This window comes from Gordonia cholesterolivorans (assembly GCF_039531975.1).
In the GTDB taxonomy this organism is placed as follows: Bacteria; Actinomycetota; Actinomycetes; order Mycobacteriales; family Mycobacteriaceae; genus Gordonia; species Gordonia sihwensis.
This window is the reverse complement of record NZ_BAAARB010000002.1, coordinates 220872-245848: the sequence shown is the minus strand read 5'-3', so window position 1 is coordinate 245848 and position 24977 is coordinate 220872. Positions and strand designations below refer to the sequence as shown.

At 68.3% G+C, this 24977-nt stretch carries 25 protein-coding genes; 10 read left to right on the top strand and 15 right to left on the bottom strand.

All coding sequences use genetic code 11. The features are described 5' to 3' along the window. Nucleotides 1-33 precede the first annotated feature (33 nt). On the top strand, nucleotides 34-1002 hold the full coding sequence (locus tag ABFX36_RS02855; RefSeq protein WP_428832037.1) for a R2-like ligand-binding oxidase: 969 nt from the start codon (nucleotides 34-36) through the stop codon (nucleotides 1000-1002). A 17-nt stretch (nucleotides 1003-1019) separates the two neighbouring features. Here the strand turns inward: ABFX36_RS02855 and ABFX36_RS02850 are convergent, their stop codons facing one another. Together ABFX36_RS02850 and ABFX36_RS02845 are read right to left on the bottom strand one after the other, a co-directional pair. Then, nucleotides 1020-2180, bottom strand: a complete 1161-nt coding sequence (locus tag ABFX36_RS02850) for a L,D-transpeptidase (protein WP_346074791.1) — start codon at nucleotides 2178-2180, stop codon at nucleotides 1020-1022. A gap of 67 nt (nucleotides 2181-2247) precedes the next feature. After that, complete coding sequence (locus ABFX36_RS02845; protein WP_039867616.1) at nucleotides 2248-2559, bottom strand: hypothetical protein; 312 nt, start codon at nucleotides 2557-2559, stop codon at nucleotides 2248-2250. 52 nt (nucleotides 2560-2611) lie between these two features. Between ABFX36_RS02845 and ABFX36_RS02840 the strand changes: the two genes are divergently transcribed. Further along, nucleotides 2612-3469, top strand: coding sequence for an alpha/beta fold hydrolase (locus ABFX36_RS02840; RefSeq protein WP_045540643.1), 858 nt, complete (start codon nucleotides 2612-2614; stop codon nucleotides 3467-3469). A gap of 16 nt (nucleotides 3470-3485) precedes the next feature. Here the strand turns inward: ABFX36_RS02840 and ABFX36_RS02835 are convergent, their stop codons facing one another. Genes ABFX36_RS02835 through ABFX36_RS02815 form a run of 5 tightly spaced genes read right to left on the bottom strand, consistent with a single transcriptional unit; the run spans nucleotide 3486 to nucleotide 6900 of the window. Then, nucleotides 3486-4121: a TetR/AcrR family transcriptional regulator gene (locus ABFX36_RS02835; RefSeq protein ID WP_006896828.1), complete on the bottom strand. Its 636-nt coding sequence runs from the start codon at nucleotides 4119-4121 to the stop codon at nucleotides 3486-3488. After that, nucleotides 4118-5302 (bottom strand): NAD(P)/FAD-dependent oxidoreductase, encoded by a 1185-nt coding sequence (locus ABFX36_RS02830; RefSeq protein ID WP_062367269.1) that lies wholly within the window; start codon nucleotides 5300-5302, stop codon nucleotides 4118-4120. Before ABFX36_RS02830 ends, ABFX36_RS02835 begins: the two co-directional genes overlap by 4 nt. Further along, nucleotides 5299-5487 (bottom strand): rubredoxin, encoded by a 189-nt coding sequence (locus ABFX36_RS02825; RefSeq protein WP_006896830.1) that lies wholly within the window; start codon nucleotides 5485-5487, stop codon nucleotides 5299-5301. The genes ABFX36_RS02830 and ABFX36_RS02825 overlap by 4 nt, the downstream gene beginning before the upstream one ends. A 1-nt stretch (nucleotide 5488) precedes the next feature. Further along, the gene (locus ABFX36_RS02820) at nucleotides 5489-5656 is read right to left on the bottom strand and encodes a rubredoxin (RefSeq protein ID WP_346074787.1); all 168 of its coding nucleotides are present in this window, start codon (nucleotides 5654-5656) and stop codon (nucleotides 5489-5491) included. Next, on the bottom strand, nucleotides 5653-6900 hold the full coding sequence (locus ABFX36_RS02815; protein WP_346074785.1) for an alkane 1-monooxygenase: 1248 nt from the start codon (nucleotides 6898-6900) through the stop codon (nucleotides 5653-5655). The genes ABFX36_RS02820 and ABFX36_RS02815 overlap by 4 nt, the downstream gene beginning before the upstream one ends. A gap of 132 nt (nucleotides 6901-7032) precedes the next feature. On the opposite strand from ABFX36_RS02815, the gene ABFX36_RS02810 reads away from it, so the two are divergent. Genes ABFX36_RS02810 through ABFX36_RS02800 form a run of 3 tightly spaced genes read left to right on the top strand, consistent with a single transcriptional unit; the run spans nucleotide 7033 to nucleotide 9719 of the window. Continuing rightward, on the top strand, nucleotides 7033-7875 hold the full coding sequence (locus tag ABFX36_RS02810; protein ID WP_346074783.1) for an SGNH/GDSL hydrolase family protein: 843 nt from the start codon (nucleotides 7033-7035) through the stop codon (nucleotides 7873-7875). 24 nt (nucleotides 7876-7899) lie between these two features. Then, complete coding sequence (locus tag ABFX36_RS02805; protein WP_006896834.1) at nucleotides 7900-8889, top strand: ATP-binding cassette domain-containing protein; 990 nt, start codon at nucleotides 7900-7902, stop codon at nucleotides 8887-8889. Then, complete coding sequence (locus ABFX36_RS02800) at nucleotides 8886-9719, top strand: ABC transporter permease (protein ID WP_346074780.1); 834 nt, start codon at nucleotides 8886-8888, stop codon at nucleotides 9717-9719. The genes ABFX36_RS02805 and ABFX36_RS02800 overlap by 4 nt, the downstream gene beginning before the upstream one ends. Nucleotides 9720-9799: 80 nt before the next feature. On the opposite strand, the gene ABFX36_RS02795 is transcribed toward ABFX36_RS02800, so the two are convergent. Both ABFX36_RS02795 and ABFX36_RS02790 read right to left on the bottom strand, forming a co-directional pair. Further along, complete coding sequence (locus tag ABFX36_RS02795; RefSeq protein ID WP_006896836.1) at nucleotides 9800-11998, bottom strand: 3-hydroxyacyl-CoA dehydrogenase NAD-binding domain-containing protein; 2199 nt, start codon at nucleotides 11996-11998, stop codon at nucleotides 9800-9802. Between the two features lie 34 nt (nucleotides 11999-12032). Then, the gene (locus ABFX36_RS02790) at nucleotides 12033-13244 is read right to left on the bottom strand and encodes an acetyl-CoA C-acetyltransferase (protein ID WP_006896837.1); all 1212 of its coding nucleotides are present in this window, start codon (nucleotides 13242-13244) and stop codon (nucleotides 12033-12035) included. 125 nt (nucleotides 13245-13369) lie between these two features. Here ABFX36_RS02790 and ABFX36_RS02785 point away from each other — a divergent pair, with 125 nt between their 5' ends. From ABFX36_RS02785 to ABFX36_RS02775, 3 genes are all read left to right on the top strand, one after another. Next, nucleotides 13370-14548 carry a TetR/AcrR family transcriptional regulator gene (locus ABFX36_RS02785; RefSeq protein ID WP_278125413.1) on the top strand — a complete coding sequence of 393 codons (1179 nt, stop codon included), beginning with the start codon at nucleotides 13370-13372 and terminating at the stop codon, nucleotides 14546-14548. Then, complete coding sequence (locus ABFX36_RS02780; RefSeq protein WP_006896839.1) at nucleotides 14541-15440, top strand: adenylate/guanylate cyclase domain-containing protein; 900 nt, start codon at nucleotides 14541-14543, stop codon at nucleotides 15438-15440. The genes ABFX36_RS02785 and ABFX36_RS02780 overlap by 8 nt, the downstream gene beginning before the upstream one ends. Before the next feature lie 61 nt (nucleotides 15441-15501). Next, the gene (locus ABFX36_RS02775; protein WP_006896840.1) at nucleotides 15502-16245 is read left to right on the top strand and encodes a substrate-binding domain-containing protein; all 744 of its coding nucleotides are present in this window, start codon (nucleotides 15502-15504) and stop codon (nucleotides 16243-16245) included. A 24-nt stretch (nucleotides 16246-16269) separates the two neighbouring features. Here the strand turns inward: ABFX36_RS02775 and ABFX36_RS02770 are convergent, their stop codons facing one another. Then, on the bottom strand, nucleotides 16270-17541 hold the full coding sequence (locus tag ABFX36_RS02770) for an ROK family transcriptional regulator (protein WP_197078060.1): 1272 nt from the start codon (nucleotides 17539-17541) through the stop codon (nucleotides 16270-16272). Nucleotides 17542-17891: 350 nt separating this feature from the next. On the opposite strand from ABFX36_RS02770, the gene ABFX36_RS02765 reads away from it, so the two are divergent. Beyond that, nucleotides 17892-18557, top strand: a complete 666-nt coding sequence (locus tag ABFX36_RS02765; protein ID WP_006896842.1) for a histidine phosphatase family protein — start codon at nucleotides 17892-17894, stop codon at nucleotides 18555-18557. Nucleotides 18558-19126: 569 nt separating this feature from the next. Here the strand turns inward: ABFX36_RS02765 and ABFX36_RS02760 are convergent. The 4 genes from ABFX36_RS02760 to ABFX36_RS02745 all read right to left on the bottom strand — a co-directional run bounded on the left by ABFX36_RS02760 (nucleotide 19127) and on the right by ABFX36_RS02745 (nucleotide 22709). Continuing rightward, nucleotides 19127-20146 carry a phosphotransferase family protein gene (locus ABFX36_RS02760; protein ID WP_006896843.1) on the bottom strand — a complete coding sequence of 340 codons (1020 nt, stop codon included), beginning with the start codon at nucleotides 20144-20146 and terminating at the stop codon, nucleotides 19127-19129. Beyond that, nucleotides 20143-21351 (bottom strand): acyl-CoA dehydrogenase family protein, encoded by a 1209-nt coding sequence (locus ABFX36_RS02755; protein ID WP_045538090.1) that lies wholly within the window; start codon nucleotides 21349-21351, stop codon nucleotides 20143-20145. Before ABFX36_RS02755 ends, ABFX36_RS02760 begins: the two co-directional genes overlap by 4 nt. A 91-nt stretch (nucleotides 21352-21442) precedes the next feature. After that, nucleotides 21443-22042: a TetR/AcrR family transcriptional regulator gene (locus tag ABFX36_RS02750; protein WP_006896845.1), complete on the bottom strand. Its 600-nt coding sequence runs from the start codon at nucleotides 22040-22042 to the stop codon at nucleotides 21443-21445. 4 nt (nucleotides 22043-22046) lie between these two features. After that, entirely contained in the window at nucleotides 22047-22709 is a 663-nt protein-coding gene (locus ABFX36_RS02745; protein WP_222110828.1) for a TetR/AcrR family transcriptional regulator, read from the bottom strand. 76 nt (nucleotides 22710-22785) lie between these two features. Between ABFX36_RS02745 and ABFX36_RS02740 the strand changes: the two genes are divergently transcribed. Next, nucleotides 22786-23649, top strand: coding sequence for an oxygenase MpaB family protein (locus tag ABFX36_RS02740; protein ID WP_006896847.1), 864 nt, complete (start codon nucleotides 22786-22788; stop codon nucleotides 23647-23649). A gap of 18 nt (nucleotides 23650-23667) precedes the next feature. Here the strand turns inward: ABFX36_RS02740 and ABFX36_RS02735 are convergent, their stop codons facing one another. Beyond that, the gene (locus ABFX36_RS02735; RefSeq protein ID WP_045538083.1) at nucleotides 23668-24954 is read right to left on the bottom strand and encodes an alpha-hydroxy-acid oxidizing protein; all 1287 of its coding nucleotides are present in this window, start codon (nucleotides 24952-24954) and stop codon (nucleotides 23668-23670) included. Between the last annotated feature and the right edge of the window lie 23 nt (nucleotides 24955-24977).

Genomic DNA, 24977 nt, shown 5'->3' with positions numbered 1-24977 from the left:
ACCCAGCCGATACGACCTCCGGAAGTGATTCCCGTGACCGCTGCCTCCCCAGAATCCGATGTGCGCCATGACTTCACCTCACTGCGAGCGGGCGGGATGAACTGGCAGTCGTTCCCGCTCCGACTGTTCACCAAGGGCAACGCCAAGACCTGGAATCCCGCGGCGATCGATTTCTCCCGAGATGCGCAGGACTGGGCCGCGCTAGACGACGAGCAACGCCGGAGCGCCACCTACCTCGTCTCGCAGTTCGTCGCGGGAGAGGAGGCGGTGACCCAGGACATCCGGCCCTTCATGGACGCGATGGCGTCCGAGGACCGGTTCGGTGACGAGATGTACCTGTCGCAGTTCTGCCTCGAGGAGGCCAAGCACGCCCAGGGTTTCCGACTCTGGATGGACGCCGTGGGCCTCACCGGCGATCTGCACCCGTACGTCGCCGAGAACCCCTACTACCGGCAGCTCTTCTACGAACAGCTGCCGCAGTCGCTACGGGTGCTCTCCGCCGACCCGTCGCCGGTCAACCAGGTCCGCGCCAGCGTCACCTACAACCACGTGATCGAGGGAAGCCTGGCACTCACCGGCTACTACGCGTGGCGGCGCATCTGCGTCGAAACCGAGATCCTGCCGGGAATGCAGCAGTTGATCGGCCGAATCGCCGAGGACGAGACCAGGCATATGGCCTGGGGCACGTTCACCTGCCGCAGGCACGTGGCGGCCGACGACTCGCTCTGGCAGGTGGTCACCGACAGGTTCGGCGAACTGATCCCCCTCGCGATGGGCATGATCGCCTGGGTCGACGATCAGTTCGACGAACCGCCGTTCGGCATCGACAACGACGACTTCCTCGAGTACGCGGCAGATCGCGCGCAGCGCAGGCTGCACGCGATCGAGTCCGCGCGCGGAAGGAACGTCGAAGACATCGACGTCGATTACAGTCCGGCGACGCTGGAGGAGACGTTCAACGCGGAGGACGAGGCCTCGCTCGGTGGCGACACCGAGGCTTGAGCGCCCGCGTCAGCTCGTCAGGTGTTGCCCGCCTTCCACTGATCCCAGCTGAGTTCCCAGTCGCCGTAGGTGTCCCAGACGGGCAGCGGCGGGCCGCCCGAGTTGGTGATCTCGACGACGTCGCCGAGACCGAAGTGATCGAACATCCACTGCGAGTCGGCCGGACTCAGATTCACGCAGCCGTGCGAGACGTTCGAGGCGCCCTGCTGCCCCACCGACCACGGCGCGGAGTGCACGAACTCACCGTCGTTCGAGATGCGCAGATCGTTGTAGACGGTCTCGCGGTAGTAGCCGGGATCGCCCTGGCAGACACCGAAGGTGCACGAGTCCATGACGGTCTGCGCGGCCTTCTCGGACACGACGTGCGGACCTGTGTGCGACGGATTGTTCGGCTCGCCGAGGCTCATCGGCATCTGTTTGACCTGCTCGCCGTTGTGGAAGACGGTGAGCAGTTCGGTGGCGCCGTCGGCCTTCGCCACCCAGGAGTCGTGGACGGTGTAGTCGACGGCGTTGTCCTCGGCGCCGTAGACGCCGCCGCCGAGATCGACGCCGTATACGTCGGCTTCGATGTGGATCTTGGTGCCCGGCTTCCAGTATTCGGGGCCGCGGTAGTGGACGTTCTGGTCGTCGATCCAGTACCAGGCACCCGGCTGAGCGGGTGTGGTCGTCACTTTGAGGTGTTTGGTCACTTCGGCCTTGTCCTTCACCGGCTTGGTGAACTGGAAGACCATCGGCTGACCGACGCCGATGCCGACGTCGGAGACCACGTCCGGTGCCGGGACGACGTTGGCGTACGCGGTGTCGTCGGGGGTGATGGTGGTGACGGTGAACGACTTCGTCGTCGGCTTCTTGTCGCTGTTGACCGCTGTGGCGTCCACGGTGTAGGTCCCGCCGTACCCGAGGTCCTCGGAGGTGGTCCAATGCGTCGCGGTGGCGTCGAGCTTTCCGTCGACCTTCTTACCCGCCGCGTTGGTCACCGTCACAGCGGTGAGTTCTCCTCCGGTCGCGTCGACGACGATCGGCGTCGTCGGATTGATCGGCTTGCCGTTCGCCACGGGCACGCCGATCGCCGCGGGAGCCGGAGGCGGGGCCGAAGTGCCACCGCTGCACGCGGCGAGCACCATCGCCACGCCCACCAGGCATGACACCAGCGCGGCGGAATTACGTCGAATCACCATCTATCCCCTCGAGAGCAAAGAGCGGTGCCGTGCACCACTCGACGATTCTCCCCCGACTTCCTGTGAATCACTGAGCCGATCTGTCAGCGAGCGTCAAGGCGACCGCCGTCACACCTGTGGCCGCACCCGTCACGACCAGCACGGACGGCCATGCGCCCAGCTTCTTCGCCAGCGGGTGTGAGATTCCGAACGCACCGAGGTACGTTGCCGACAAAGCTCCCGTAACGGCCGCGCCGCGATGGAGCCAGCTGCGGCCGGCGCCGACGCCGGCGGCGGCGAGCACGGCACCGCCGAGGGGACGGATCCCGGAGTATCGGGCGGCGGCGAACCCGCCGATCAGACCTGCGGCGACGAGCGGAACTGAGACATCGATCTTCACGCGCTCCAGGATACGTCCAACCAGCAACTAGAACACGTTCTATTATGGCGGAATGGACGTGACCTACGAGGGAACCAGACGCGAGATCAGCACCGACGAGGGAGTAATCCGGTATCACGAGGCCGGTGAGCACAACGACGACGTGCTCATCCTGCTTCACGGATCCGGCCCCGGCGTCAACGGCTGGCGCAACTACCGCGGCAATCTCGGCTTCTTCGCCGAGACGCACCACTGCTACATCATCGAGTTCCCGGGGTTCGGCGTCTCCGATCCCGTCGACGGCCATCCCGTCCTGACCGCGGGCGCATCCGTCATCCGGTTCATGGACGCCCTCGGCATCGCCTCGGCGGCGATGATCGGCAATTCGATGGGCGGCGTCGTCGGCATCAACCTCGCGATCAAGTATCCGGACCGGGTAGAGAAGCTGATCACCATCGGCGGCGTGGGGCCGAACATCTTCAGCCCCAGCCCGTCGGAGGGGATCCGTCTGCTCCAGGAGTTCACCGACGCACCCGACCGCGACAAGTTGGTCCGGTGGCTCAACTCCATGGTCTACGACCGCGCGCTGGTGACCGACGACCTGATCGACGAGCGGTGGGCCGCCGCCAACGATCCGGCCGCGCAGAAGACCGCCGCGATGATGTACGGGTCGAAGGCCTTCGAGATGATGCAGCAGTACCAGGCGAACGCCGACACTCCGCCCTACTGGGCGATGATGCACAAGGTGAAGTGCCCCACCCTGCTGACCTGGGGCCGCGACGACCGCGTCAGCCCGCCCGACATGTCGATGGCGCCGATGCGGCTGATCCCGGAAGCCGAACTGCACGTCTTCCCCCAGTGCGGCCACTGGGTGATGATCGAAGCCAAGGACGCCTTCGAGTCGACCGTTCGGGCCTTCCTGGCCCGCTGACGCCGGGCGCGGCGGCTCAGGACGCGCCGTCGCGCTCGGACGCGCGGGCCGCGATCACGGCCGGTGCGAGCACCGACGCGAGGTCGTCGGCGACGTCGCTGTCGGCGTCCGGGGCGGGCGGCATGGCCACGTAGCTCAGTGCCGTGCGCGCGATCATCCGCGCGATCCGGCCGGCCGTCTCCGCGTCGATGGCGATCCACGACTCCACGAGGATCACCTCGAGGCGGTCACTCGCCGCGGCGATGATCGGCGCGGCGTCGGTGGTGATCAGCTTCAGCAGGTCCGGTTTGGCCTCGCCCGACAGCAGCGACTGGATCATCGGGTCGTCGGCGGCACTGGCCAGGAAGCGGGCGAAACCCGATCGCAGCGCACCGGTCACGTCTCCGACGTTCGCGGCCACGGCCGCGCCGATCTCGCCGGTGAACTCGTCCGCCAATCGCAGCGCGTAGGCCTGCGACAGGCCGGCGCGGGAGGCGAACTCGTTGTACACGGTCTGCCTGCTGACACCGGCCTGCCGGGCGACGTCGGCCATCGTCACCCGAGCCCAGTCCTTCTCTCGCAGCAGAGTGCGGAGACCGTCCAGCAGCGTCGTACGCAGCAGCTGCTTGCTCGCGACCGCGAAGCTGGACGAGGACTGGGCTGGGGCACTCACACCTTCGAGACTAGCGCCGCCGCGATCTCCGAGCGGCACGCGCGGGCGGCCGCCGCCCGACCGATGGTGACCGCGCCCACCAGTTCTCCGTCGACCACCGTGCGGACGGTGGCGTCGGCGTCGTCGATGGAGCCGTCGAGCTCCACCTCGCCCTCCGCGGTGGGCCACCCCACCATCTGGACGTTGACTCCGTACTGCACGGTCCACGCCCGGGGCACCTCGACGAACGGTGCCGCCGGCTCGCCGCGCAGTCCGGCGAGCACCGACTGCGCGACCGCCCTGCCCTGATCGGTGGCGCCGAACCAGTGCTCGCCGCGAGCGGGCCGTCCGGTCCGCAGGTCCGGCGGTCCGGCGGCGTCACCCGCCGCGAACACGCCCGGCACCTCGGTGGCCAGCGTCGAGTCGACGACGATCCCGGCCGGGCCGGTCGGCACGCCGGCGGCGGCGGCCAGCGCCACTTCCGGCGAGGCGCCGATCGCCGCGACGACGGTGCCCGCCAGCTCGGCCCCGCCTGACAACTGCACCCGCTCGGAGGTCGCCGAATGCGCCGCAGACCCGAGGTGCAGTCGCACCCCGTTGCCCTCGTGGAGCCGCTGCAGGTAGTCGGAGACCACGGCGGGCATCACTCGCGACGCCACGCGCCCGCCCGCCTCCACAACCGTCGCCGACATGCCGTGAGCCGCGGCCGAGGCCGCCAGTTCCAGGCCGATCAGCCCGCCGCCGATAACGACGAGCCGCTGCGAGTCGTTCAGACCGTCGCGGATCGCGATCGCATCGTCGCGCGTGCGCAGGGCCGGCACGTCGGCGGCGAGCCATGACGGGCGGATCGGCCGGCCGCCGGTCGCCAGGACGAGGGCCCGGTAGTCGAGCCGGGTGCCGTCGTCGAGTGCGACCGTCCGCGCCGCGGTGTCGATCGCGGTGACGCTGACCCGCGTGCGGATGTCGATGCCGCGCGAGGCCCAGAAGTCGGGCTTCTGCAGGGCGATCCGGGACTCGGAGAGGTCCGCGCCGAGCAGATCCTTCGACAGCGCGGTCCGCCGGTACGGCGTGCCGGGCTCGGCGCCGATCAGCGTGACCGGTCCGTCGTACCCCTCGGCCCGCAGCGTCGCCGCCGCGGTGACGCCGGCGGTGCCGGCTCCCACCACGACGACGCCCGCATCGGATGCGGTCTGCCCGGTCATGGGCGGGCGACCTCGACCATCTCGAAGTCGGCCTTGGCCGCCCCGCAGTCGGGGCAGCTCCAGTCGTCCGGGATGTCGTCCCAGCGGGTGCCGGGGGCGATGCCGTCCTCCGGCCAGCCCTCGGCCTCGTCGTATTCGAAGCCGCACTGCATGCAGCGGAAGAGTTTGTAGTCGGTGGTGCTCATGTCACTGTCCAATCAGTTCGAAATCGATCTTCTCGCGGACGCCGCAGTCGGGGCAGGCCCAGTCATCGGGGACGTCCGACCACGCGGTACCGGCCGGGAAGCCTTCGCGCGGAGCGCCTTCGGCTTCGTCGTAGACGTACTCGCACACTTCGCAGCGGTAGGCGCTCATGCCGATGCCTTTCCGTATTGGGCCTGGACCCTCCGTTCCTTGCCGGGCTGGATGTTGATCTTCGAGAGGTCGCCGTCGTAGTGCTCGAGCACCCGATGGTCCATGACTCCGCGCCACACCGGCGGGAAGTAGGTCAGCGCGATCATGCTGGCGTATCCGCTCGGGAGGTTCGGCGCACCGTCGAAACTCCGCAGCGTCTGGTATCGCCGCGTCGGATTGGCGTGGTGATCGCTGTGCCGCTGAAGGTGGTACAGGAAGATGTTGGTGCAGATGTGGTCGCTGTTCCAGCTGTGTTCCGGCGTGCAGCGCTCGTAGCGGCCGCGCTCGTTCTTCTGCCGCAGCAGTCCGTAGTGTTCCAGGAAGTTCACCGATTCGAGCAGCGAGAAACCGTAGACGGCCTGCAGTGCCGCGAAGGGCAGGATCTGCCATCCGAAGATCGCGGTCAGCACGCCCCACAGCACGATCGACATCGCCCAGGCGTTCAGGACGTCGTTGCTCGGATGCAGGACCGGACGCCCGAGACGCTTGAGACGGGTCGCCTCCAGCTCCCATGCGGACTTGAGGCTGCCGAACACACTGCGCGGCAGGAATCGCCAGAAGCTCTCACCGAATCGGGAGGTGGCCGGGTCCTCCGGGGTCGCGACGCGGACGTGGTGGCCGCGATTGTGCTCGATGTAGAAGTGTCCGTAGCAGGTCTGCGCCAACGTCACCTTCGACAGCCAGCGCTCCAGCGAGACCTTCTTGTGTCCCATCTCGTGGGCGGTGTTGATGCCGATGCCGCCCATGACGCCGATCGACAGCGCCAGACCGATCTTGGAGACGAGCCCGAGGCCTCCGTCGACGCCGAGCCAGCTCAGGTCGTCAGCCGTCCACAGGTAGCAGGCCAGGACCACGCTCGCGAGCTGGAACGGGATGTACGCGTAGGTGCAGTACCGGTAGTACTTGTCGTTCTCCAGCTGCTCCATCAACTCGTCCGGCGGATTCTGGCCGTCCGGACCGAAGAAGATGTCGAGGATCGGCAGCAGCACGTACAGCAGCAGCGGGCCGATCCACCACCAGACGGGCGACACCGTCGACACCCAGCTCCAGCCGAGTGCGTCCGATGCCCAGTTGAACAGTGCCACCAGACCGGTGGCCATGAACACCGCGGTCGGCGGGACCAGGCCCAGCAACCACAGGTATCGCTTCTTGTCGCGCCATTCCACCACCTCGGCGGTGCTCCGGTCGATCGTCGGGTTCGCCATGTGTTCCTCCTCGTCCAGCGAACTAGTGACGTTGACATTAGATGTTGTTACGTACGATGTCTAGACATTCACAATAATTTTGTAAAGTCGCCCAGGGCACCCCGCCTCCGTCGCCGGAATAAGATCGTCCGCATGCACTACTCACGGTTCGTCGCGATCGGCGACTCCCAGACCGAAGGAATGTGCGACGGCGACCCCGCGAGCGGCTACCGAGGCTGGGCCGACCGTCTGGCGGAGCACCTCGCCCGGCACAACCCCGACCTGCGGTACGCCAACCTCGCGGTCCGCGGCAAGAACACCCGGAACACCCGCGACGAGCAGCTGGAACCGGCCCTCGCGCTGGAGCCCGACCTGATCGCCGCACCACTCGGCATGAACGACGTGATCGGCCGGATCGATCTCGGCGAGGTTCACACCGACCTCGACTACATCTACCGGCGGCTGGCCGGTACCGGAGCCGACGTGGTGGTCTCGACCTTTCCCAACATCGCGGAGACCATCCCGTTCTCCGGCCGCATCGAAACGCGGCTCGCAGCGATCAACCAGATGATGCGCGACTTCGCCGACGCCTACGGCTTCGTCCTGGTGGACCTGCATGCGGCGCCGGTCCTCTCCGACCTCCGATCGTGGTCGCCCGACCGCCTGCACGCCTCGCCCCTCGGCCACGACCGCTTCGCCGCCGGAGCCGCGCACGCGCTCAGTCTGCCCGACAGCTCACCCGATTGGGGACGGCCGCTGCCTCCGGCCGGCGATCCGAACCGGGTGCTGCGCACCCTCGGCGACGCGCGCTGGTTCGTCGAGTTCTTCACGCCGTGGATCATCCGCAAGGTCCGCGGACGCTCGCTCGGCGACGGCCGACTGCCGAAGCGGCCGGAACTGACGCCGGTGGCGCCTCCGGCCGCCGCGGCGGACGCACTCAGCATCCGCGTGGTCCCGAACGCGGACGTCGCCGCGGAAAACCCGATGGAGGCGTGAGGCATCTCGTCGTACGGTGATCGAGTGAACAGACGACTGACCGACTCGATCGCCGTCGAAGCCGTGGACCTGGTGAAGAAGTTCGGTGACTTCACCGCGGTCGACGGGATCAGCTTCGCCGTTCCCACCGGAACCGTTCTCGGCATGCTCGGGCCCAACGGCGCGGGCAAGACCACCACCGTCCGCATGATGACCACCTTGAGCGCACCCACCTCGGGCACCGCGCGCATCAACGGCTTCGACGTCCTCGACGAGCCGGACGGCGTCCGCCGCAGCATGGGCCTCACCGGCCAGGCCGCCACCGTCGACGAACTGCTCACCGGCCGGGAGAACATGCGCATGATCGGCGGGCTGTACGGTATCGGCCGCCGCGTGCTCAAGGAACGGACCGAGCAGCTCCTCGCACAGTTCTCGCTCACCGACGCGGGCGACAAGACCGTCCGCGAATACTCCGGCGGCATGCGCCGGCGCATCGACCTCGCGGTGAGCCTCCTGGCGTCGCCGCCCGTGCTCTTCCTGGACGAACCGACCACCGGCCTCGACCCGCACAGCCGCAACGAGTTGTGGGAGGTGCTGCGCGGTCTCGTGGACGACGGAACCACCCTGGTGCTGACCACGCAGTATCTGGAAGAGGCCGATCAGCTCGCCGATCGGATCGTCGTGATCGACGCGGGCAAGATCATCGCCGAGGGCACCCCCCTCGAGCTCAAGCAGCAGGCCGGAGCGGCGAGTCTGGTGGCCACCGTCACCCATTCCGCCGACCTCGCGGCCGCGCAGGCACTGCTCGCGCCGATCTCCGACGACCTGTTCGTCGACCGGCACGCGCGCACCCTCACCCTGCCCGCGGGCGGCCTCGCGGACCTGACGCATGTCGCGCGGGTTCTCGACGACTCCGGCATCGCCATCGACGATCTCGGCCTGTCGCGGCCCAGCCTCGACGACGTATTCCTCAGCCTCACCGGACACCGCGCGGAGTCCGTTCCGGAGGCCGACTCCGAAGGAGCCGACGCATGAGCGCCCCCGCCCTCGACCGAGCCATCGCGGCCCGGCCGCCGTCTCTCTGGCGTCAGACGTCGATCATGGTGCAGCGCAGCTTGATCCACACCAAGCGCATGCCGGAGATGCTGTCGGACGTCACCGTCCAGCCGATCATGTTCGTGGTGCTGTTCGCGTTCGTCTTCGGTCCCGCCATGCCGGTGCCGGGCGGCGGAAGCTATCGCGAGTACCTGCTGCCCGGCATCATGGGCCAGACCATCGTCTTCACCGCCTTCATCGTCTCCAACGGCATCACCGCGGACGTCGACAAGGGGATCGTCGACCGCTTCCGTTCTCTCCCCATCAACCGGACGTCGTATCTGCTCGGCCGGGCGATCGCGTCGCTGATGCACTCGTCGATCGGGATCGTGGTGATGGCGCTGACCGGCCTGGCGATCGGCTGGCGCATTCACACCTCGCTGCTCGAGGGGGTGCTGGGATTCGTCCTCGTCCTGGTGTTCGGTTTCGGGATGATCTGGTTCGGCATCCTCGTCGGGTCGTGGCTCAAGTCCGTCGAAGCCGTCAACGGGTTCATGTTCACCGTGCTGTTCCCGCTGACCTTCCTGTCGAACGCCTTCGTCCCGACCGCTCCCATGGCCACCTGGCTCCGCACCATCGCCGAATGGAACCCGGTGTCCTCGCTGGTCCAGGCGATGCGGCAGCTGTGGGGCAACGGACCGCACGCCACCGACGCGTCAGCGCTGCCGCTTCAGCACCCGATCCTGGCGACCATTCTGTGGTCGGTCGCGCTGACCGCCGTCTTCGCCCCCTTCGCACTGCGCGCCTTCCGGCGCCGCACGGCGGACTGAACGCATCTGCCGATCCACGCCGAAAGCCCCGGTGAACGCCAGTTCACCGGGGCTTTCTCGCGTCGTGTGCCGCTAGCGCGTCACTTCTTGACGAGGTTCTCGTTCGTCAGCTTCTCGACGCCGGCGTCCGCCTTCTCGACGAGCGAGGCCGGCGGCTCGAAGTGGCTGCCGTACTTCGACGCCAGGTCGCGAGCGCGGTCGACGAAGCCCTTGAGGCCGCCCTCGTACTGGTTGATGTACTGCACCACGCCACCGGTCCACGCCGGGAAGCCGATGCCGAAGATCGAGCCGATGTTCGCGTCCTCGACGGAGGTGAGCACACCCTCGTCGAAGCACTTCACGGTCTCGAGGGCCTCGGCGAAGAGCATGCGCTCCTTCATGTCCTCGAGCGGGATCTCATTGGTGCCCGAGGCGAAGTTCTCGCGCACGCCAGGCCAGATGAGGCCGCGCTTGCCGTCGGCGTAGTCGTAGAAGCCCGCGCCGTCCTTCTTGGAGGTGCGGCCCAGGTCGACCATCTTGTCGATGACGGCGTACGAGCCGTGCGACGGGAACTCCTGACCCGCGGCCTTGGCTCCGGCCTCGGTCTCCTTGCGGATCTTCTGCATCAGGGTGAGCGTCAGCTCGTCCGACAGCTGCAGCGGCGGAGCCGGGTAGCCCGCCTGGCTGCCGGCCTGCTCGATGAACGCGGGCTCGATGCCCTCACCGACGGCCGCGATGGCCTCGTTGATGAAGGTGCCGATGACGCGCGAGGTGAAGAAGCCGCGGCTGTCGTTGACGACGATCGGCGTCTTGCGGATCTGCAGGGTGTAGTCGATGACCTTGGCGAGGACCTCGTCCTTGGTCTTCTCACCGCAGATGATCTCCACCAGCGGCATCTTGTCGACGGGCGAGAAGAAGTGGATGCCGATGAAGTCCTCGGGACGGTTGACGCCCTCGGCCAGGATGGTGATCGGCAGGGTCGAGGTGTTGGAGCCGAGGACGGCGTCCGGCTCGACGATGTCCTGGATCTCCTGGAACACCTTGTTCTTGACCTCGACCGACTCGAACGCGGCCTCGATCACCAGGTCGACGCCCTTGAAGTCGGCGGCGTCCACGGTCGGGGTGATGCGGTCGAGCAGAGCCTTGCTCTTCTCCTCGGTGGTCTTGCCGCGCGAGAGAGCCTTCTCCTCGAGCTTCTCCGAGTAGCCCTTGCCGCGCTTGGCCGCCTCGATGTCGATGTCCTTGAGGACCACCTCGATGCCGGCCTTGGCCGAGACGTAGGCGATCGCCGCGCCCATCATGCCCGCACCGATGACGCCGACCTTCTTGGCCTGGTACTTGTCGAAGCCCTTCGGCCGCGAACCGCCGCCGTTGATGTGCTGGAGGTCGAAGAAGAACGCCTTGATCATGTTCTGCGCCACCTGGCCGGTGACCAGCGACACGAAGTAGCGGGTCTCGACCAGATCGGCGGTGTCGACGTCGACGTACGCGCCCTCGATGGCAGCGGCCAGGATGGCGCGCGGAGCCGGCATGTTGGCGCCCTTGATCTGCTTGCGCAGGAGAGCCGGGAACGCCGGCAGGTTGGCGGCCACCGACGGGTTCGTCGGAGCGCCACCGGGCATCTTGTAGCCCTTGACGTCGAACGGCTGCTGGGCCTCCGGGTTGGCGGCGATCCATGCCTTGGCGGCGGGGATCAGTTCCTCGACCGAGCCGACGACCTCGTTGACCAGGCCGATCTCCTTGGCCTTGGCCGGCTTCAGACGCGGGCCCTGGAGCAGAACGCCCATGAGCGCCTGCTGGAAGCCGAGCAGGCGCACGGTGCGGACCACGCCGCCGCCGCCCGGGAGCAGACCGAGGGTCACCTCGGGCAGGCCGAGCTGGTTGCCCTTCACATCCGCGGCGACGCGGTAGTGGCAGTGCAGCGCGATCTCCAGGCCACCGCCGAGTGCGGCGCCGTTGATAGCGGCGACGACCGGCTTGCCGAGGGTCTCCAGGCGACGCAGCACGGCCTTCATGGCGTTGGTGCGCTCGGTGATCTCGGTGGCGATCTCCTCCTTGGACTTGTCGCCGCGTCCCGCGGTCATGTCCTTGAGGTCGCCGCCGGCGAAGAAGGTCTTCTTCGCCGAGGTCAGGACGACACCGGTGATGTCGTCCTTCTCCGCCTCCAGGCGATCGACGGTCGCCGCCATCGACTCCATGTAGAGGTCGTTCATGGTGTTGGCGCCCTGGTTCGGGTCGTCCATGGTGAGGATGACGACGCCGTCGGCGTCCTTCTCCCACGTGATCATGTTCGCAGTCATGAGATGAGTCTTTTTCCTTCTAGTTCCGGGGCGATCAGAGACGCTCGATGACGGTCGCGACGCCCATGCCGCCGCCGATGCAGAGGGTGACCAGGCCGTAGCGGCCGCCGACGCGCTCGAGCTCGTCGAGGGTGCTGCCCATGATCATCGCGCCGGTGGCGCCGAGCGGGTGGCCGAGCGCGATGGCGCCGCCGTTGATGTTGACCTTCTCGTGCGGAACCTTGAGGTCCTTCATCCACTTCATGACGACCGACGCGAACGCCTCGTTGAGCTCGAAGACGTCGATGTCGTCGACGGTCAGGCCGGCGCGCTTGAGCGCGAGCTCGGTGGCCGGGGTGGGACCGGTGAGCATGATCGACGGCTCGCTGCCGACCTCGCCGTACGACACGATGCGGGCGCGCGGGGTGAGGCCGTTGCGCTTGCCCGCCTCCTCCGAACCGACCAGGACCAGACCCGAGCCGTCGACGATGCCGGAGCTGTTGCCGCCGGTGTGGACGTGGTTGACCTGCTCGACGTTCGGGTACTTCTGCATCACGACGTCGTCGAATCCGGCCATGGCCGCCAGGCCCGCGAACGCCGGCTTCAGCTTGCCGAGGCTCTCGACGGTGGTGCCGGGACGGCGGTGCTCGTCGTTGTCGAGCAGCGTGACGCCGTTGATGTCCTTGACGGGGATGATCGACTTCGCGAAGCGGCCCTCGTCCCATGCCTGGGCGGCGCGACGCTGCGACTCGGCGGCGTAGGCGTCGACGTCCTCACGCGAGAAGCCCTCGATGGTGGCGATCAGGTCGGCGCCGATGCCCTGCGGAGCGATGTAGTTGTCGTACGCGGTGGCGGGGTCCATGAAGAGCGCACCGCCGTCGCTGCCCATCGGCACACGCGACATCGACTCCACGCCGCCGGCCAGGACCAGATCGTCGAAGCCCGAGCGGACCTTGGCCGCGGCCAGGTTCACGGCCTCCAGGCCCGAGGCGCAGAAGCGGTTGATCTGGGTGCCCGGAACGCTCTCGCCGAGACCCGAGGTGAGGGCGGCGGTACGCGCGATGACCGCACCCTGCTCCCCGACCGGCGACACGACGCCGAGGACCACGTCGTTGATGTCCTTCGGATCGAGATCGCTGTGGCGGGTCAGCAGTCCGTCGATCAGACCCGAGACCAGGTCGATCGGCTTGACGCTGTGCAGCGAGCCTCCGCGCTGCTTGCCACGGGGCGTACGGACCGCCTCGTAGATGAATGCTTCGTCGGACACAGGTGTTCCTTTCACACGAACCGAGAATGGTTTCCCTCGTAGGCTAACCCGCAATAACGTATTTGGCTATACCCAGTGGTCAAGTGGTTCATATACAGCCATCCATCGGCTATGGTCGGTTCATCATGACAACCACCAAGGCGACCCGGCGCACGCGGTCGACGGATCGGCGCCGCCAGCTCATCGATGCAGCGACAGTGCTGTTCGCCGAGCGCGGCTACCCGCATGTGTCGGTCACCGACATCGCCCGCCGGGCGGGCGTGAGCGCGCCGACGGTGTACCGGCACTTCGCCGACAAGCAGGCGCTCCTGCTGGCGGCGGTCCAGACCCGCGTCGACGAGCTCGAGGAGAGCACCGCGGGCGCCGACCTCGCGAGCAGCGACCATCCGGCCGACGCCCTCGCCGCCAGCGTCACCGAGCTGAGCATCTCCAACCCGCATGCCACGTCGCTGTGGCGCTGGTCGGGACAGCACCTGTCGGCCGACGAGAACGCCGATGTGGTCCGCCGCACCCGCGCCGTGCTCCGACAGTGGGCCTCGGCCATCCGCGCCGACAGACCCGAGCTCACCGAACGCGAGTCGATGTATCTGGCCGGCGCCGTGCTCAGCGTGGTCGGCAGCGGCGCCGGGCGTGCCGTTCGCAGCGGTGCGCACGAGATGGAGGAGATGGTCCTCGCACTGGTCCGCCAGACCATCCGGCTCACGCCGAGCCACGCCGTCCCCCTGCGCCAGACCGCCGGGCCGGGCGACGACGCCCCCACCCGCCGCGACGAGATCCTCGACGCCGCCGCCCGCCTGTTCGCCGAGAACGGCTTCGCCGGAACGGGAATGGACGAGATCGGCGCGGCGGTCGGAATCACCGGGCCGAGCGTCTACAAGCACTTCCCGTCGAAGCTGGCGATCCTCGTCGGGATCAGCCAGCGCAGCGCCATGCGACTGGAGGCCGGCGTGATGGCCGCGTACGCGATCACACCCGATCCGGCGGGGCGGCTGAACGCACTGGTCGACCACTACGTCGACGCCGTCACCTCCTCTCCCGACCTGCTCGTCGGCTTCGTCAGCTCCTATGTCCTCGCGGGCGAACCGCAGGCCGCCGAACTGCTGGCGGTGCAGCGCCGCTACGTGGCACGCTGGGTGCAGCTGCTCACCGGCATCGACGCCGACCGGCCGCCCGGATCGGCGGTCCTGGCTGTGCATGCAGCGCTGGCGATCGTCAACGACGCGGTCCGGCTGCCGCGCAGCACGCCGCGCCCCGAGTTCGCCGCCCGCATGGCCTACCTCATGAAAGGTGTGATGGGTGTCTGACCCTCCGCTCGAGTACTCGCGGGACGAACTGATCACCGCCCTGCGGCTCGATCCGGAGTACGCGCAGCGGTTCTGGAACGCCTTCGGTTTCGCCCGCGGCGAGGGCGGCTCGGGTCAGCGCTTCTCCGAGGAGGACCTGGCCGCGCTCGGCGTCTTCGCCGGCAACGATCAGGCCATGGACTCCACCGCCCAACTCGCCGCGGCGCGGGCGATCGGACAGGCCACCGCGCGACTGGCGCAGTGGCAGGCCGAGGAGATCACTCGGTTGGCGGCCGACCCCACCGTCGACGCCACGGCCGAGGAGATGGTTGAGGCGCTCGCACGAGTGCAGGATCTCGTCTGGCGGCGGCATCTGGCGGTGGGACTCACCGACGCCGGCCGGGCAGCCGAGCACACCGAGGTGGTCGTCGGATTCGCCGACATCGTCGGCTACACCTCACTGTCCCGGCGTCTCGGGATGGCCGAACTCGAGACGCTGCTGGAGACCTTCGAGTCCGCGGCGCACACGATCATCACCGACCACGGTGGTCAGATCGTGAAGACGATCGGCGACGCGGTGCTGTTCACCGTCATCGACGCCGGCGCGGCCGCGGAGATCGCCGTCGAACTGCACCGTCTCAGCACCGACGGCGAGTTGCCGAGCCTGCGCATCGGCATGGCCCGCGGCGACGTGCTGATGCGGATGGGCGATGTCTTCGGCGAGCCGGTGAACATCGCCTCCCGGCTGGCGAGCGCGGCGCGGTCGGGCACCACATTGATCGACGAGGCCCTCGCCACCGCACTCCGCGACAACGCCGCGACACACGTCGGGCCGATCCCGTCGCTCTCGGTACGCGGCTACCGCAAGCTGCGCGCGTACAAGCTCGTGCGCGACCGCAACTGGACGGCGTGAGGCGGCCGGATGGGCCGGGTGCGCCGGACCGCCGGCACCGCACCTTCTAAGGTCTGAAGGCATGAGGACCAGGAGTTCCACCCCGCGCCGCAGCGCACTGGCGGGGGCCGCCGCGCTCCTGCTCACGGGCGTGACGACCGCATGCTCGCCAGGCACGGAGGACTCCTCCATCACGGTGTCGGCTCCGTCGTCGCTGCAGGCCGTGATGGCGGCGATCGCGACCGAGTTCGAGGAACAGCACCCCGGCGCCCGGGTCACCGTCGCCGGCCCCTCGGCTGCGTCGGCCGATGTCATCGCGACCGACGACGAGGCGTCGATGGACAGGCTCGGCCGGCGGGTGATCGGCCCCCGGCGCTTCGCCTCCAACTCGCTGGTCATCGTGGTTCCGCCGGGAAACCCCGGCCATGTCACGGGGTTCGCCGACCTCGCGCGCTCCGGTCTCCGGGTGGCGGTGTGCTCCGACCGGTTGCCGTGCGGTGCGGCCGTGGTGGACGTCGAACGGATCGAGTCGGCCGCGCTCACCGATCCGATCCACGTCGACTCCGGCGAGGCCGCGGTCGCGTACGTGGCGTCCGGGCGCGCCGACGCCGCTCTCGCCTACCAGACGCAGGCTCGCCCCGGCCTCGGCGTGAGCGTCTCCACGGTGGACGATCCGGTGTTCGCCAAGGCGATCAACAGATATCCGATCGCCGTCGTCCGGTCCAGTGACGACAAGTCGCTGGCCGAAGACTTCGTGAAGACGGTCATCGGTCCCACCGGCGGCGAAGTCCTCTCCCGTGAGGGCTTCGGTCCGCCGTCCGGGTAGGCCGCTCGCCGCGGCGTCGGGTGGCTACGCGGTGTACGACAGCGCGTCGAGCGGGTCGGCGTAGATCGCGTCGAGCGCGACCGCACCCGCCGCCTTCTGCTGCACCGTGATGGCCGAACGTGCCACGCGGACGTCGCGCTGGGTGATGACCGTGGTGGCGCGCAGCGCCTTGCTCACGGCCGGCAGCGCCTCCGGGTAGTCGGTGAAGGCCTGTCCGCCGAGGATGACGTGGTCGGGATTGAAGATGTCCGAGATCAGCGCCACCGTGCGGCCGAGCACCTCGCCGCGTTCGGTCAGGATGTCGTTGGCGACCGTGTTCCCGGTCCGTGCCAGCGTCCGCAGCTCGTCGAGGGAATCGACCTCGAGTCCGGCTCGCTGGGCCGCGTAGAGGATGCCCGAATCGCTGACCGTCGGCTCGAGGCGTCCGGTGCGGTCGGGATCGAGCAGGGTGGTCGGACCGGTTGGGAAGTGCCCGATGGTGGGCGGGCCTGCGGCCGGCGTGTGCACGGCACCGTCGACGCTGAACGCGATGCCCACCATTTCGCGAGCGTAGAAGTAGAGGAAGTTCTGGCTCTGGTCGGCGGGATTGACGACCTGTTCGGCTGCGGCCATGGCCTCGACGTGCGATGCGACCGATACCGGCAGTCCGAGCGACTCGGCGATCAGCCTGCCGACCGGGACGCCCTCCCAGCCCAGACGGGGGTGGTCGACGAAGCCGCCGTCGGCCACGCGACCACCGATGGCCACGCCGGCCCACAACAGGCGCTTGCCCACCCAGCGGTCGGCGAACCGGCGGGCGCTGGCACCGATCTGAGCTACGACCGCCTCGGGGTCGTCGGCCTGGGGAGTGGGAATCGCGATCGCACCGGCCACCCGATGCTGGAGATCGTGGGTCGTGATCGAGGTGACCTTGTAACCGATGTGGATGCCGACCGTGAGGTATCCGTCGGTGTTGATCTCGAACGGAACTCGCGGACGCCCGACCGCACCGGGCGGGGTCAGGTCGGCGCGCTCACGGATGAGGCCGGCCTTGAGCAGTGCGCTCACCTGACGGTTGACGGTGGAGATGGACAGCCCCGTCAGGGCGGCGGCGTCGTCGCGGAACACCGGTCCGGACACCCGCGCCGTGCGCAGCACCAGCGCGGCGGCCTTGGTGGAGAGTTGCAGCTTCGCCGTGGTGACGTGCGGGGCAGACGGTTTCGCAACGGGTCGGGAGGCGGCGCCCGCGACGGGGCGAACCACGACGCCGACGGGAGCGGATTTCGACAGGATCGGGCGGTCGAGAGCAGAAGTCATGTTTCTTTGGAGTCCTGTTGCCTGGGCGGACCGGCAGAGGCGGTCACGCCGTGAGTGGTCTCGCGCAGATCAGCGCGAGGCGGAGCTGGGTCAGCGCATTCGGCAACAACAAAGGACCCGGGCCAGCGGCAGGCGGCATCCGAGAGCGGTGGTCACATACGTGACCTCCCCGATGGCGGCGAGCTGACTGGTCATGATCGCCAAAAGTAGCAAGCACCCTGTCCGCTTGCAAGTGAGGAGCACCCGATAGGTTGAGAATGTGGCAGCCGCCTCAGTCGCCCCGGGCGCGAGACGGTGTGATCGGTTCCGGCTCGCGGCTCGCGGGCCACGGCTCGGCAGCGAGGAATGACGTGGGAGTTCTGTACATCGTCCGGCACGGTCAGGCTCCGGCGCACGCCTACGGACCCGACGCCGACGCCGTGAGCGGCCCCGGCCTCACGGAGCTCGGCTTCGCTCAGGCTCGCGCCGCCGGCCGAGCGCTCGCCCGACAGGTGACCGGATTCGATGCCATGTTCTGCGGCGATCTCCCCCGACAGCGCGCGACGATGGCCGGCGTCCTCGAAGCCTTTCCCGACGCCGCAGCGCCGACGATCGATCCCGACTGGAACGAGTACGTCACGCCGCCCCTCCCGGAGGGAGACGACATCTACCGTGACGGCGGCAGACCCTTCCAGGACGCCATCACCAGCGCCCTGCACGAATGGGTCGACGGCGCCGACATCGGTCCCGAGACGTACGCGATGTACGCCAAGCGGACCCGCGCCGCAGCCGACCGCGCCGCTGATGCGGCCGGGTCGGGAAAGAACGTGCTCGTGGTGTCGTCGGCGGGTTCCATCACCCAGTTGGTGGCACAGTTGTGGGACATCCCGCCGCAGTCGTGGCCGCAGATGTCGCGCACCTTCGTCAACACCTCGATCACCAAGATCCTCGCCGGCCGCAGCGGATTGACCCTCGTCTCCTTCAACGCCCACGAACACCTCGCCGCCCTCGACTCCGGCCTCCTGACCTACCGCTAGCGCCGCCCGATGCTCGTCCCCTGGCTCGTTGAGCGGCCCCCACACGCTTGTTGAGCGAGCGCGCCCTCCCCAGGCTCGTCGAGCGGCCCCCACACGGCTGGTTGAGCGAGCGCAGCGAGTCGAAACCAAACCCCACCAAGTTTCGACACGCCCTCCACTACGTTCCGGACGGCTCAACCAGCCGACAAGAGCCGACCCAGCGACAAAGCCCACCGAACGAGACCACCCCAGGCCCGTCGAGCGAGACCTCCGCAGGCTCGTCGAGCAGCCCCCCAAAAGGCTCGTTGAGCGGCCCCCACAAGGCTCGTTGAGCGAGCGCAGCGAGTCGAAACCAAACCCCACCACGTTTCGACACGCCCTCCACTACGTTCCGGACGGCTCAACCAGCCGACAAGAGCCGACCCAGCGACAAAGCCCACCGAGCGAAACCACCCCAGGCCCGTCGAGCGAGGCCCCCGCAGGCTCGTCGAGCAGCCCCCCAAAGGCTGGTTGAGCGAGCGCAGCGAGTCGAAACCACCCTACACCCCCACTACGTTCCGGACGGCTCAACCGGCAGGCAGGGCCGACCTCTACCTCAGCGCGCGCAGACCCGCGGCGATGAACTCGGCGGTGGCTTCGGCGGCGCGTTCGGCGCCCGCCGATCCGGACGAGCCTCCGGAGAGCGCTCGGTGCGTGATCCCCTCCGCGATGACGCCGAGTTTCAGATTCGCCAGGGCGAGGTAGAAGGCCCAGTCGCCCAGGTCGGCACCGGTCGCGGCGACGTAGCGCTCGGCCAGTCCGTCCGCATCGGGGTACCGGTCACTCGTCCACGCCGCATCGAATCCGAGAACCGACGAGAACACCGGCTCGCGGTACACGCACATCAGCGCGATGTCGGTGATCGGATCGCCGAGCGCGGACAGTTCCCAGTCGACGACCGCGGCGACGGTGCCCGGGTCACCGGGAGCCAGGATGGTGTTGTCGATCCGGAAGTCGCCGTGGACGATCGAGTTCCGGGTCCGCGCCGGCACCCGCTCGGAGAGCGCCGTCGCCAGGCGCTCCACGTCGTCGAGCTCACGCGTCTTGACCAGCGCCCATTGACGAGCCCACAGCTTGACCTGCCGGCCGGCGAATCCGTCCGGCCTGCCGAAATCGCCCAGGCCCACTGCTTCGTAGTCGACGGAATGCAGAGCCGCGAGCGTCCGCACCAGTGCGTCGGCGCTCGCGGTCACCTCGGCGTCGGAGAGTGTCGCGAGGTCGTCCACCGAGCGGATCACGGCGCCGTCGACGAACTCCACGACGGTGCACGGAGCACCGATGTACTCGCCGTCACGGTCGATCGCGACGGTCCGCGGCACCGGCACATCGGTCGCCGCCAGCGCCGAGGTCACGTTCCATTCGCGATTCATGTCGTGCGCCGACGGTGTGAGCCCGCCCATCGGGGGCCGTCGAACAACCCAGTGGCTGCCGTCGTCGCGGACGTCGAAGGTCAGGTTCGACCGTCCACCGCCGATCAAGTCGATCCGCAACTCACCCACGACATCGATACCGTTCGCCGCCAACAGCTTTCGCAGGCTCTCAGCGCCCAGACCGGGATGATCCGCCGTCACCTCGTCGCCTCACGAGCCCTGCGTGCGCGTCCGACCGCCCGCCTCGCGATGGCCCACCGGTGGACTTCGCTGGGGCCGTCGTAGATCCGGAACGGTCGTAGCTCCGCGGCGAGACGCGCCAGCGGAAGGTCTTCTGAGACTCCGAGGCCTCCGCACATCTGCACGGCCCGGTCGGCGACGCGCGAGAACGCCTCCGCACCGAAGGTCTTCGCGATCGACGTCGAGTCAGAGGCGTGCTCGTCGAGATCGAGTTCGTAGCAGGCCCGGACCAGCAGCGCCCGCGCCGCGGCGAGGTCGATCTCGTTATCGGCGATCATCTGCTGAATCATGCCGAGGTCGGCGAGTCGCCCGCCGAAGCCTTCGCGCTGCTCGACGTAGTCGACGGCGATCCGGTGCGCGCGCACCGCGGTGCCCATCCAGCGCATCACGTGAGTCATGCGCGCCGGGCCGAGCCGCACCTGCGCGTACCGGTAACCCTCGTGCGGGGCGCCGAGGACGTCCTCGTCGGGTACGAAGACATCGGTGAAACCGACCACGCAGTGCCCGCCGATCATCGACTTGTCAGTGGTGTGGATGTGCCGCTCCACCTCGATGCCCTCGGTGTGCGCGGGTGCGAGGAACATGGTCGCACCACCGCGGTCGCCCCGTTGCCCGACGGTGCGGGCCATGATGATGAAGAATCCGGCACCGTCGGCTCCAGTGATGAACTGCTTGCGGCCTTTGATCTTCCATCCGCCGGCGACCCTCTCCGCCGTCGTCGACAGGGCGTTCGGGTCGGAGCCTGCGCCGGGGGCGGGTTCGGTCATCGCGAACGCGCTGCGCACCTCGCCGGTGGCGAGCGGCGCCAGGTACTTGTCCTTCTGTTCCGACGTGGCGATGTGCGCGAGCATGTGCACGTTGCCCTCATCCGGTGCACCGATGTGCAGTGCGACGGGCCCGAACGTCGAAGCTCCCGCGGCCTCGAACACCGGTGCGCGGTCGCTCATGTTGAGGCCCAGTCCGCCGAACTCCACCGGCGCGTGCGGCGCGAAGACGCCCGCGGCCTTGGCTTTCGCGTTCAGTTCCCGGCGCAGGTCGTCGCCGCCGGCCGCGGTGACATCGCCCGCGAAACGGTTCTCGATGGGGAGAACTTCCTCGGCGATGAACGCCGAGGTCCGTTCGACGAGGTCGCGCACCTGCGCGCTGTATGCGAGATCGACAGCCATCTGAGCCTCCGTGTTCATACCGAGCGAACGTTCGGTCAGGGCCAGGTTGTCATGCGGCCCCGCACGACGTCAAGCATTCGGCGATCGCCCCTCAGCCCGCCACATGTCCGACGATCGACCGGGCGAACACCAGGTTCTGAGCGATCAACTCGTCGGCGCTCATCGGCCCGTCGACTCGATACCACGTGGAGACACCGACGCACATCGTCGCGACCGCCCGGGCCGCACCCTTCGGCGCATCCGTCGTGAACGCGCCGGACACCACGCCGTCCTCGACCACCTCGTCGACCATCCGCTGCTGCCGGATCCGGTGACCGATGTAGACGCGGTGGTACTCGGGATCGAGACTGCGAAGCTCGGTGGATCCGACGAACGCCTGCTCACGCCGGTACATGTGGAATCGCAGGAGCGACTCCACCACGGCGTCGAAGCGCGCCAGCGGATCGTCGCCCGCGGCGGCCAGCGCCTCCTCCGACCGGCGAAGGAGGTCGGACATCGTCAATTCGAGCAGCCCCTGGAGCAGCGACTGCTTGGACGGATAGTGGTGGTAGAGCCCCGGGACCGACAACCCCGCACGCGCGGCGATGTCGCGGACCGAGGTGCCGTGATAGCCGTGCTCGACGAACGCGTCGAGCGCCGCGGCCAACGGCGCCGGAAGGTCGGGCTCGCCGTAGTCACGCCAGTTCGTCATGCACTCAACTTAGCCGGGCCCCAGACGCATCCGCGGCGCGACTCTCGGGAAGCAGCATCCGGACGCAGATGTCGACGAGCGCCGGGCGGTCGAGATCGATCAGCCCCTCCGTCCACGACGCGAGCAGCCGGCCGAGGCCGCCCACCTGGAAATGCGCCGCGGCGAGAGTCTGCTGACCTCCGCTGACGTTCGCGACCGCGGGCGCACTCTGGAAGGTGAGTTCGGTGAAGATCTTCAGCATCTCGAGGCGTTTGCGCACCAGCACCGGACTGCGCAGGGTGTCGGAGAAGATCACCCTCCCCTTCCGCGGGTCGCCCTCGATGACGTCGACGATCGCCTCGACGGCACCGACGACCTTCCCCCGCGCACTCGAGCCGGCATTGAAACCGGCCAGGGCGCGGTCGGCGATCTGCTCGATGATCATGTCGAACGCGGCGCCGACCAGCGTGTCCGCGTTCTCGAAGCTCTCGTAGAAGTAGCGCGGCGTGAGCGACGCGCGGGCACAGATGCCGCGGACGGTGACGGCTCCCGGCTCGGACTCGGAGAGCATGTCGAGTGCGGCGTCGATGAGGGCGGCACGACGGCGGGCCACCCGGGCGTCGCCGGATTCGCCGCCGTAATCGCGCAGCCCTCCCGGAGCGTCGTCGGATTCAGTCACGACACACATCTTGACACCTCGGCCACGCGGGCGTTGAATCAAAGGGGAAACAGTCGTTATCAGTTCATCCGCCCGGGAGGCGAACATGACCGCGGAAGCACTCGATCCTTCAGTCGCGGAACGTCATTCGAAGCGGAGTGAACTCGATGCGCAGACCGTCGACGACCTCGACATGCTCGGCCTGGCTCTGCTCGCGGGCCCGGCGAACGTCATCATGCAGTTGGCCGTCCCCGCGGTCGGATACGGCGTCTACGAGAGCAAGGTGGAGTCGGGCAACCTCTTCAAGGTCCCGGTGAAGCGAACCCGGACCACACTCACCTACCTCGCCGTCGCGGCGATGGGCACCGCGGACGACCGCCGTCGGTACCGGCAGGCGGTGAACAAGGCGCACGTCCAGGTGCGCTCCACCGACGACAGCCCGGTGAAGTACAACGCCTTCGATCCCGAATTGCAGCTGTGGGTGGCGGCATGTCTGTATCGCGGGTGGGAGGACACCCAGCGATTCTTCGGCGATCCGTCGAAGATCACCGAGGACGCCTACCGCCAGGGCGCGGTGATGGGAACCACCCTGCAGATGCCGCCGGAGATGTGGCCCGCCACCCGAGCCGACTTCGAGGCCTACTGGAACGAGACGGTCGAGGGCATCGAGATCGACGACACCATCCGCGACTACCTGTTGAAGATTGTGCGGATGGAGTTTCTTCCGCGTCCGGTTTCGCTGATGGCGGGCTGGTGGTCGGAGGCCATGACCCTCGGCTTCCTGCCGCCCGAGTTCCGCAAGAAGATGGGCGTGCGGATGTCGCGACGGCAGGAACTGCTCTTCAACACCCACAACGCGATCGCCCGGCGCGTCCTCCGGATCCTGCCCCGCCCGCTGACCGCCTTCCCGTTCAACCTGCTGCTCGCCGACGTCCGGTGGCGGATGCGGACCGGCCGGCCGCTGGTCTGACCCGCCGGCCCGTCCGCGTCAGCCGAGGTGCTTGAGAGCGCTGCGGTCCAGGTCGGCGACGTCTCGGTGGCCCGACAGTCCCAGCGTCAGATCGAGTTCGCCGATGATGTTCGCCACCGCGTCGCGGGCTCCGGCCGTGCCGTCGAGTGCGAGTCCGTACATGTGCGGCCGCCCGATGCACACCGCGTCCGCTCCCAGCGCCAGCCCCTTGAACACGTCCGACCCGGTGTAGAAGCCGGAGTCGACGAGGACCTTCGCGCGGCCGTCGACGGCGTCGACCACGTCCACCAGCGCGTCGGTCGAGGAGATGGAGCCGTCGACCTGCCGACCGCCGTGATTGGAGACGATGAGGCCGTCGATACCGGAGTCGACCGCCTGGCGAGCGTCGTCCGGATGAAGGATCCCCTTGAGGACGATCGGCAGCGAGGTGCGGTCGCGCAGGGTCGCGATGTCGTCCCAGTTCAGTGACGGGCGGGAGTAGATGTCGAGGAAGGTCTGCACCGCCGCGCGCGGTTCGGGTGCGGTCAGGTTGGTGCGGAGGTCGCCGGGTACGTTGCGGGCGATCGAGAACAGGGTCTTGATCGCGCCCACCGAGATCTCCGGCTTCTCCGCGGTGGCGGCCTTGATCCGCTCGGCGACGATCTCCCAGAACGACGGATCCGAGGTGTACTGGCTGATGCCCTCGGCGCGGGCGAAGGGCAGCGAACCGAGGTTGAGGTCCTGGGGCCGCCATCCGAGCATCGTGGTGTCGAGGGTGACGACCAGAGCCGCGGCGCCCATCCGCTCGGCGCGGTCGATCAGGCTGGTGACCAGGCGGTCGTCGGTCGACCAGTACAGCTGAAACCACCGCGGCGCGCCGGGTCGCACCGATTCCATCGCTGCCGCGACGTCTTCCATCGGCGCGCAGCCCTGATTGGAGAAGATGTACGGGACGCCGAGTTCGGCGGCGGCCTCGCCGATGTGCACGTCGGCGTTCGGGTGGGCGAGGGCGCCCGCGCCGACCGGGGAAAACAGGACCGGTGCGCTGAGCTTCTGCCCGAAGAGTTCGATCTCGAGGTTGCGCTGCGAGGTGTCGCGCAGCATGCGCGGCACGATCGCCCAGCGGTCGAGCGCGTCCCGGTTGGCCTCCATCGTTCGGCCCTCGCCCGCACCTCCGGCGATGTACGCCCAGCCGCGCCGGCTCATCACGGCCTTGGCGCGACGCTCCAGTTCCGCGAAATCCGCTGGGACCGTGGGTTTCCGCCCGTGCACCCCCGCGGTGTAGATGTCGTTCTGCCGAGCCCTGCCGAAGCCGATCGAAACCATGCGGCCATTGTTCCCCACAGACG

What these genes read in the sequence shown, in the direction of transcription:
- ABFX36_RS02850 (WP_346074791.1), bottom strand. Translation starts at nt 2,180, where the DNA reads ATGGTGATTCGACGTAATTCCGCCGCGCTGGTGTCATGCCTGGTGGGC.
- ABFX36_RS02840 (WP_045540643.1), top strand. Translation starts at nt 2,612, where the DNA reads ATGGACGTGACCTACGAGGGAACCAGACGCGAGATCAGCACCGACGAG.
- ABFX36_RS02830 (WP_062367269.1), bottom strand. Translation starts at nt 5,302, where the DNA reads ATGACCGGGCAGACCGCATCCGATGCGGGCGTCGTCGTGGTGGGAGCC.
- ABFX36_RS02825 (WP_006896830.1), bottom strand. Translation starts at nt 5,487, where the DNA reads ATGAGCACCACCGACTACAAACTCTTCCGCTGCATGCAGTGCGGCTTC.
- ABFX36_RS02820 (WP_346074787.1), bottom strand. Translation starts at nt 5,656, where the DNA reads ATGAGCGCCTACCGCTGCGAAGTGTGCGAGTACGTCTACGACGAAGCC.
- ABFX36_RS02815 (WP_346074785.1), bottom strand. Translation starts at nt 6,900, where the DNA reads ATGGCGAACCCGACGATCGACCGGAGCACCGCCGAGGTGGTGGAATGG.
- ABFX36_RS02810 (WP_346074783.1), top strand. Translation starts at nt 7,033, where the DNA reads ATGCACTACTCACGGTTCGTCGCGATCGGCGACTCCCAGACCGAAGGA.
- ABFX36_RS02800 (WP_346074780.1), top strand. Translation starts at nt 8,886, where the DNA reads ATGAGCGCCCCCGCCCTCGACCGAGCCATCGCGGCCCGGCCGCCGTCT.
- ABFX36_RS02795 (WP_006896836.1), bottom strand. Translation starts at nt 11,998, where the DNA reads ATGACTGCGAACATGATCACGTGGGAGAAGGACGCCGACGGCGTCGTC.
- ABFX36_RS02785 (WP_278125413.1), top strand. Translation starts at nt 13,370, where the DNA reads ATGACAACCACCAAGGCGACCCGGCGCACGCGGTCGACGGATCGGCGC.
- ABFX36_RS02775 (WP_006896840.1), top strand. Translation starts at nt 15,502, where the DNA reads ATGAGGACCAGGAGTTCCACCCCGCGCCGCAGCGCACTGGCGGGGGCC.
- ABFX36_RS02770 (WP_197078060.1), bottom strand. Translation starts at nt 17,541, where the DNA reads ATGACTTCTGCTCTCGACCGCCCGATCCTGTCGAAATCCGCTCCCGTC.
- ABFX36_RS02755 (WP_045538090.1), bottom strand. Translation starts at nt 21,351, where the DNA reads ATGGCTGTCGATCTCGCATACAGCGCGCAGGTGCGCGACCTCGTCGAA.
- ABFX36_RS02750 (WP_006896845.1), bottom strand. Translation starts at nt 22,042, where the DNA reads ATGACGAACTGGCGTGACTACGGCGAGCCCGACCTTCCGGCGCCGTTG.
- ABFX36_RS02745 (WP_222110828.1), bottom strand. Translation starts at nt 22,709, where the DNA reads ATGTGTGTCGTGACTGAATCCGACGACGCTCCGGGAGGGCTGCGCGAT.
- ABFX36_RS02740 (WP_006896847.1), top strand. Translation starts at nt 22,786, where the DNA reads ATGACCGCGGAAGCACTCGATCCTTCAGTCGCGGAACGTCATTCGAAG.
- ABFX36_RS02735 (WP_045538083.1), bottom strand. Translation starts at nt 24,954, where the DNA reads ATGGTTTCGATCGGCTTCGGCAGGGCTCGGCAGAACGACATCTACACC.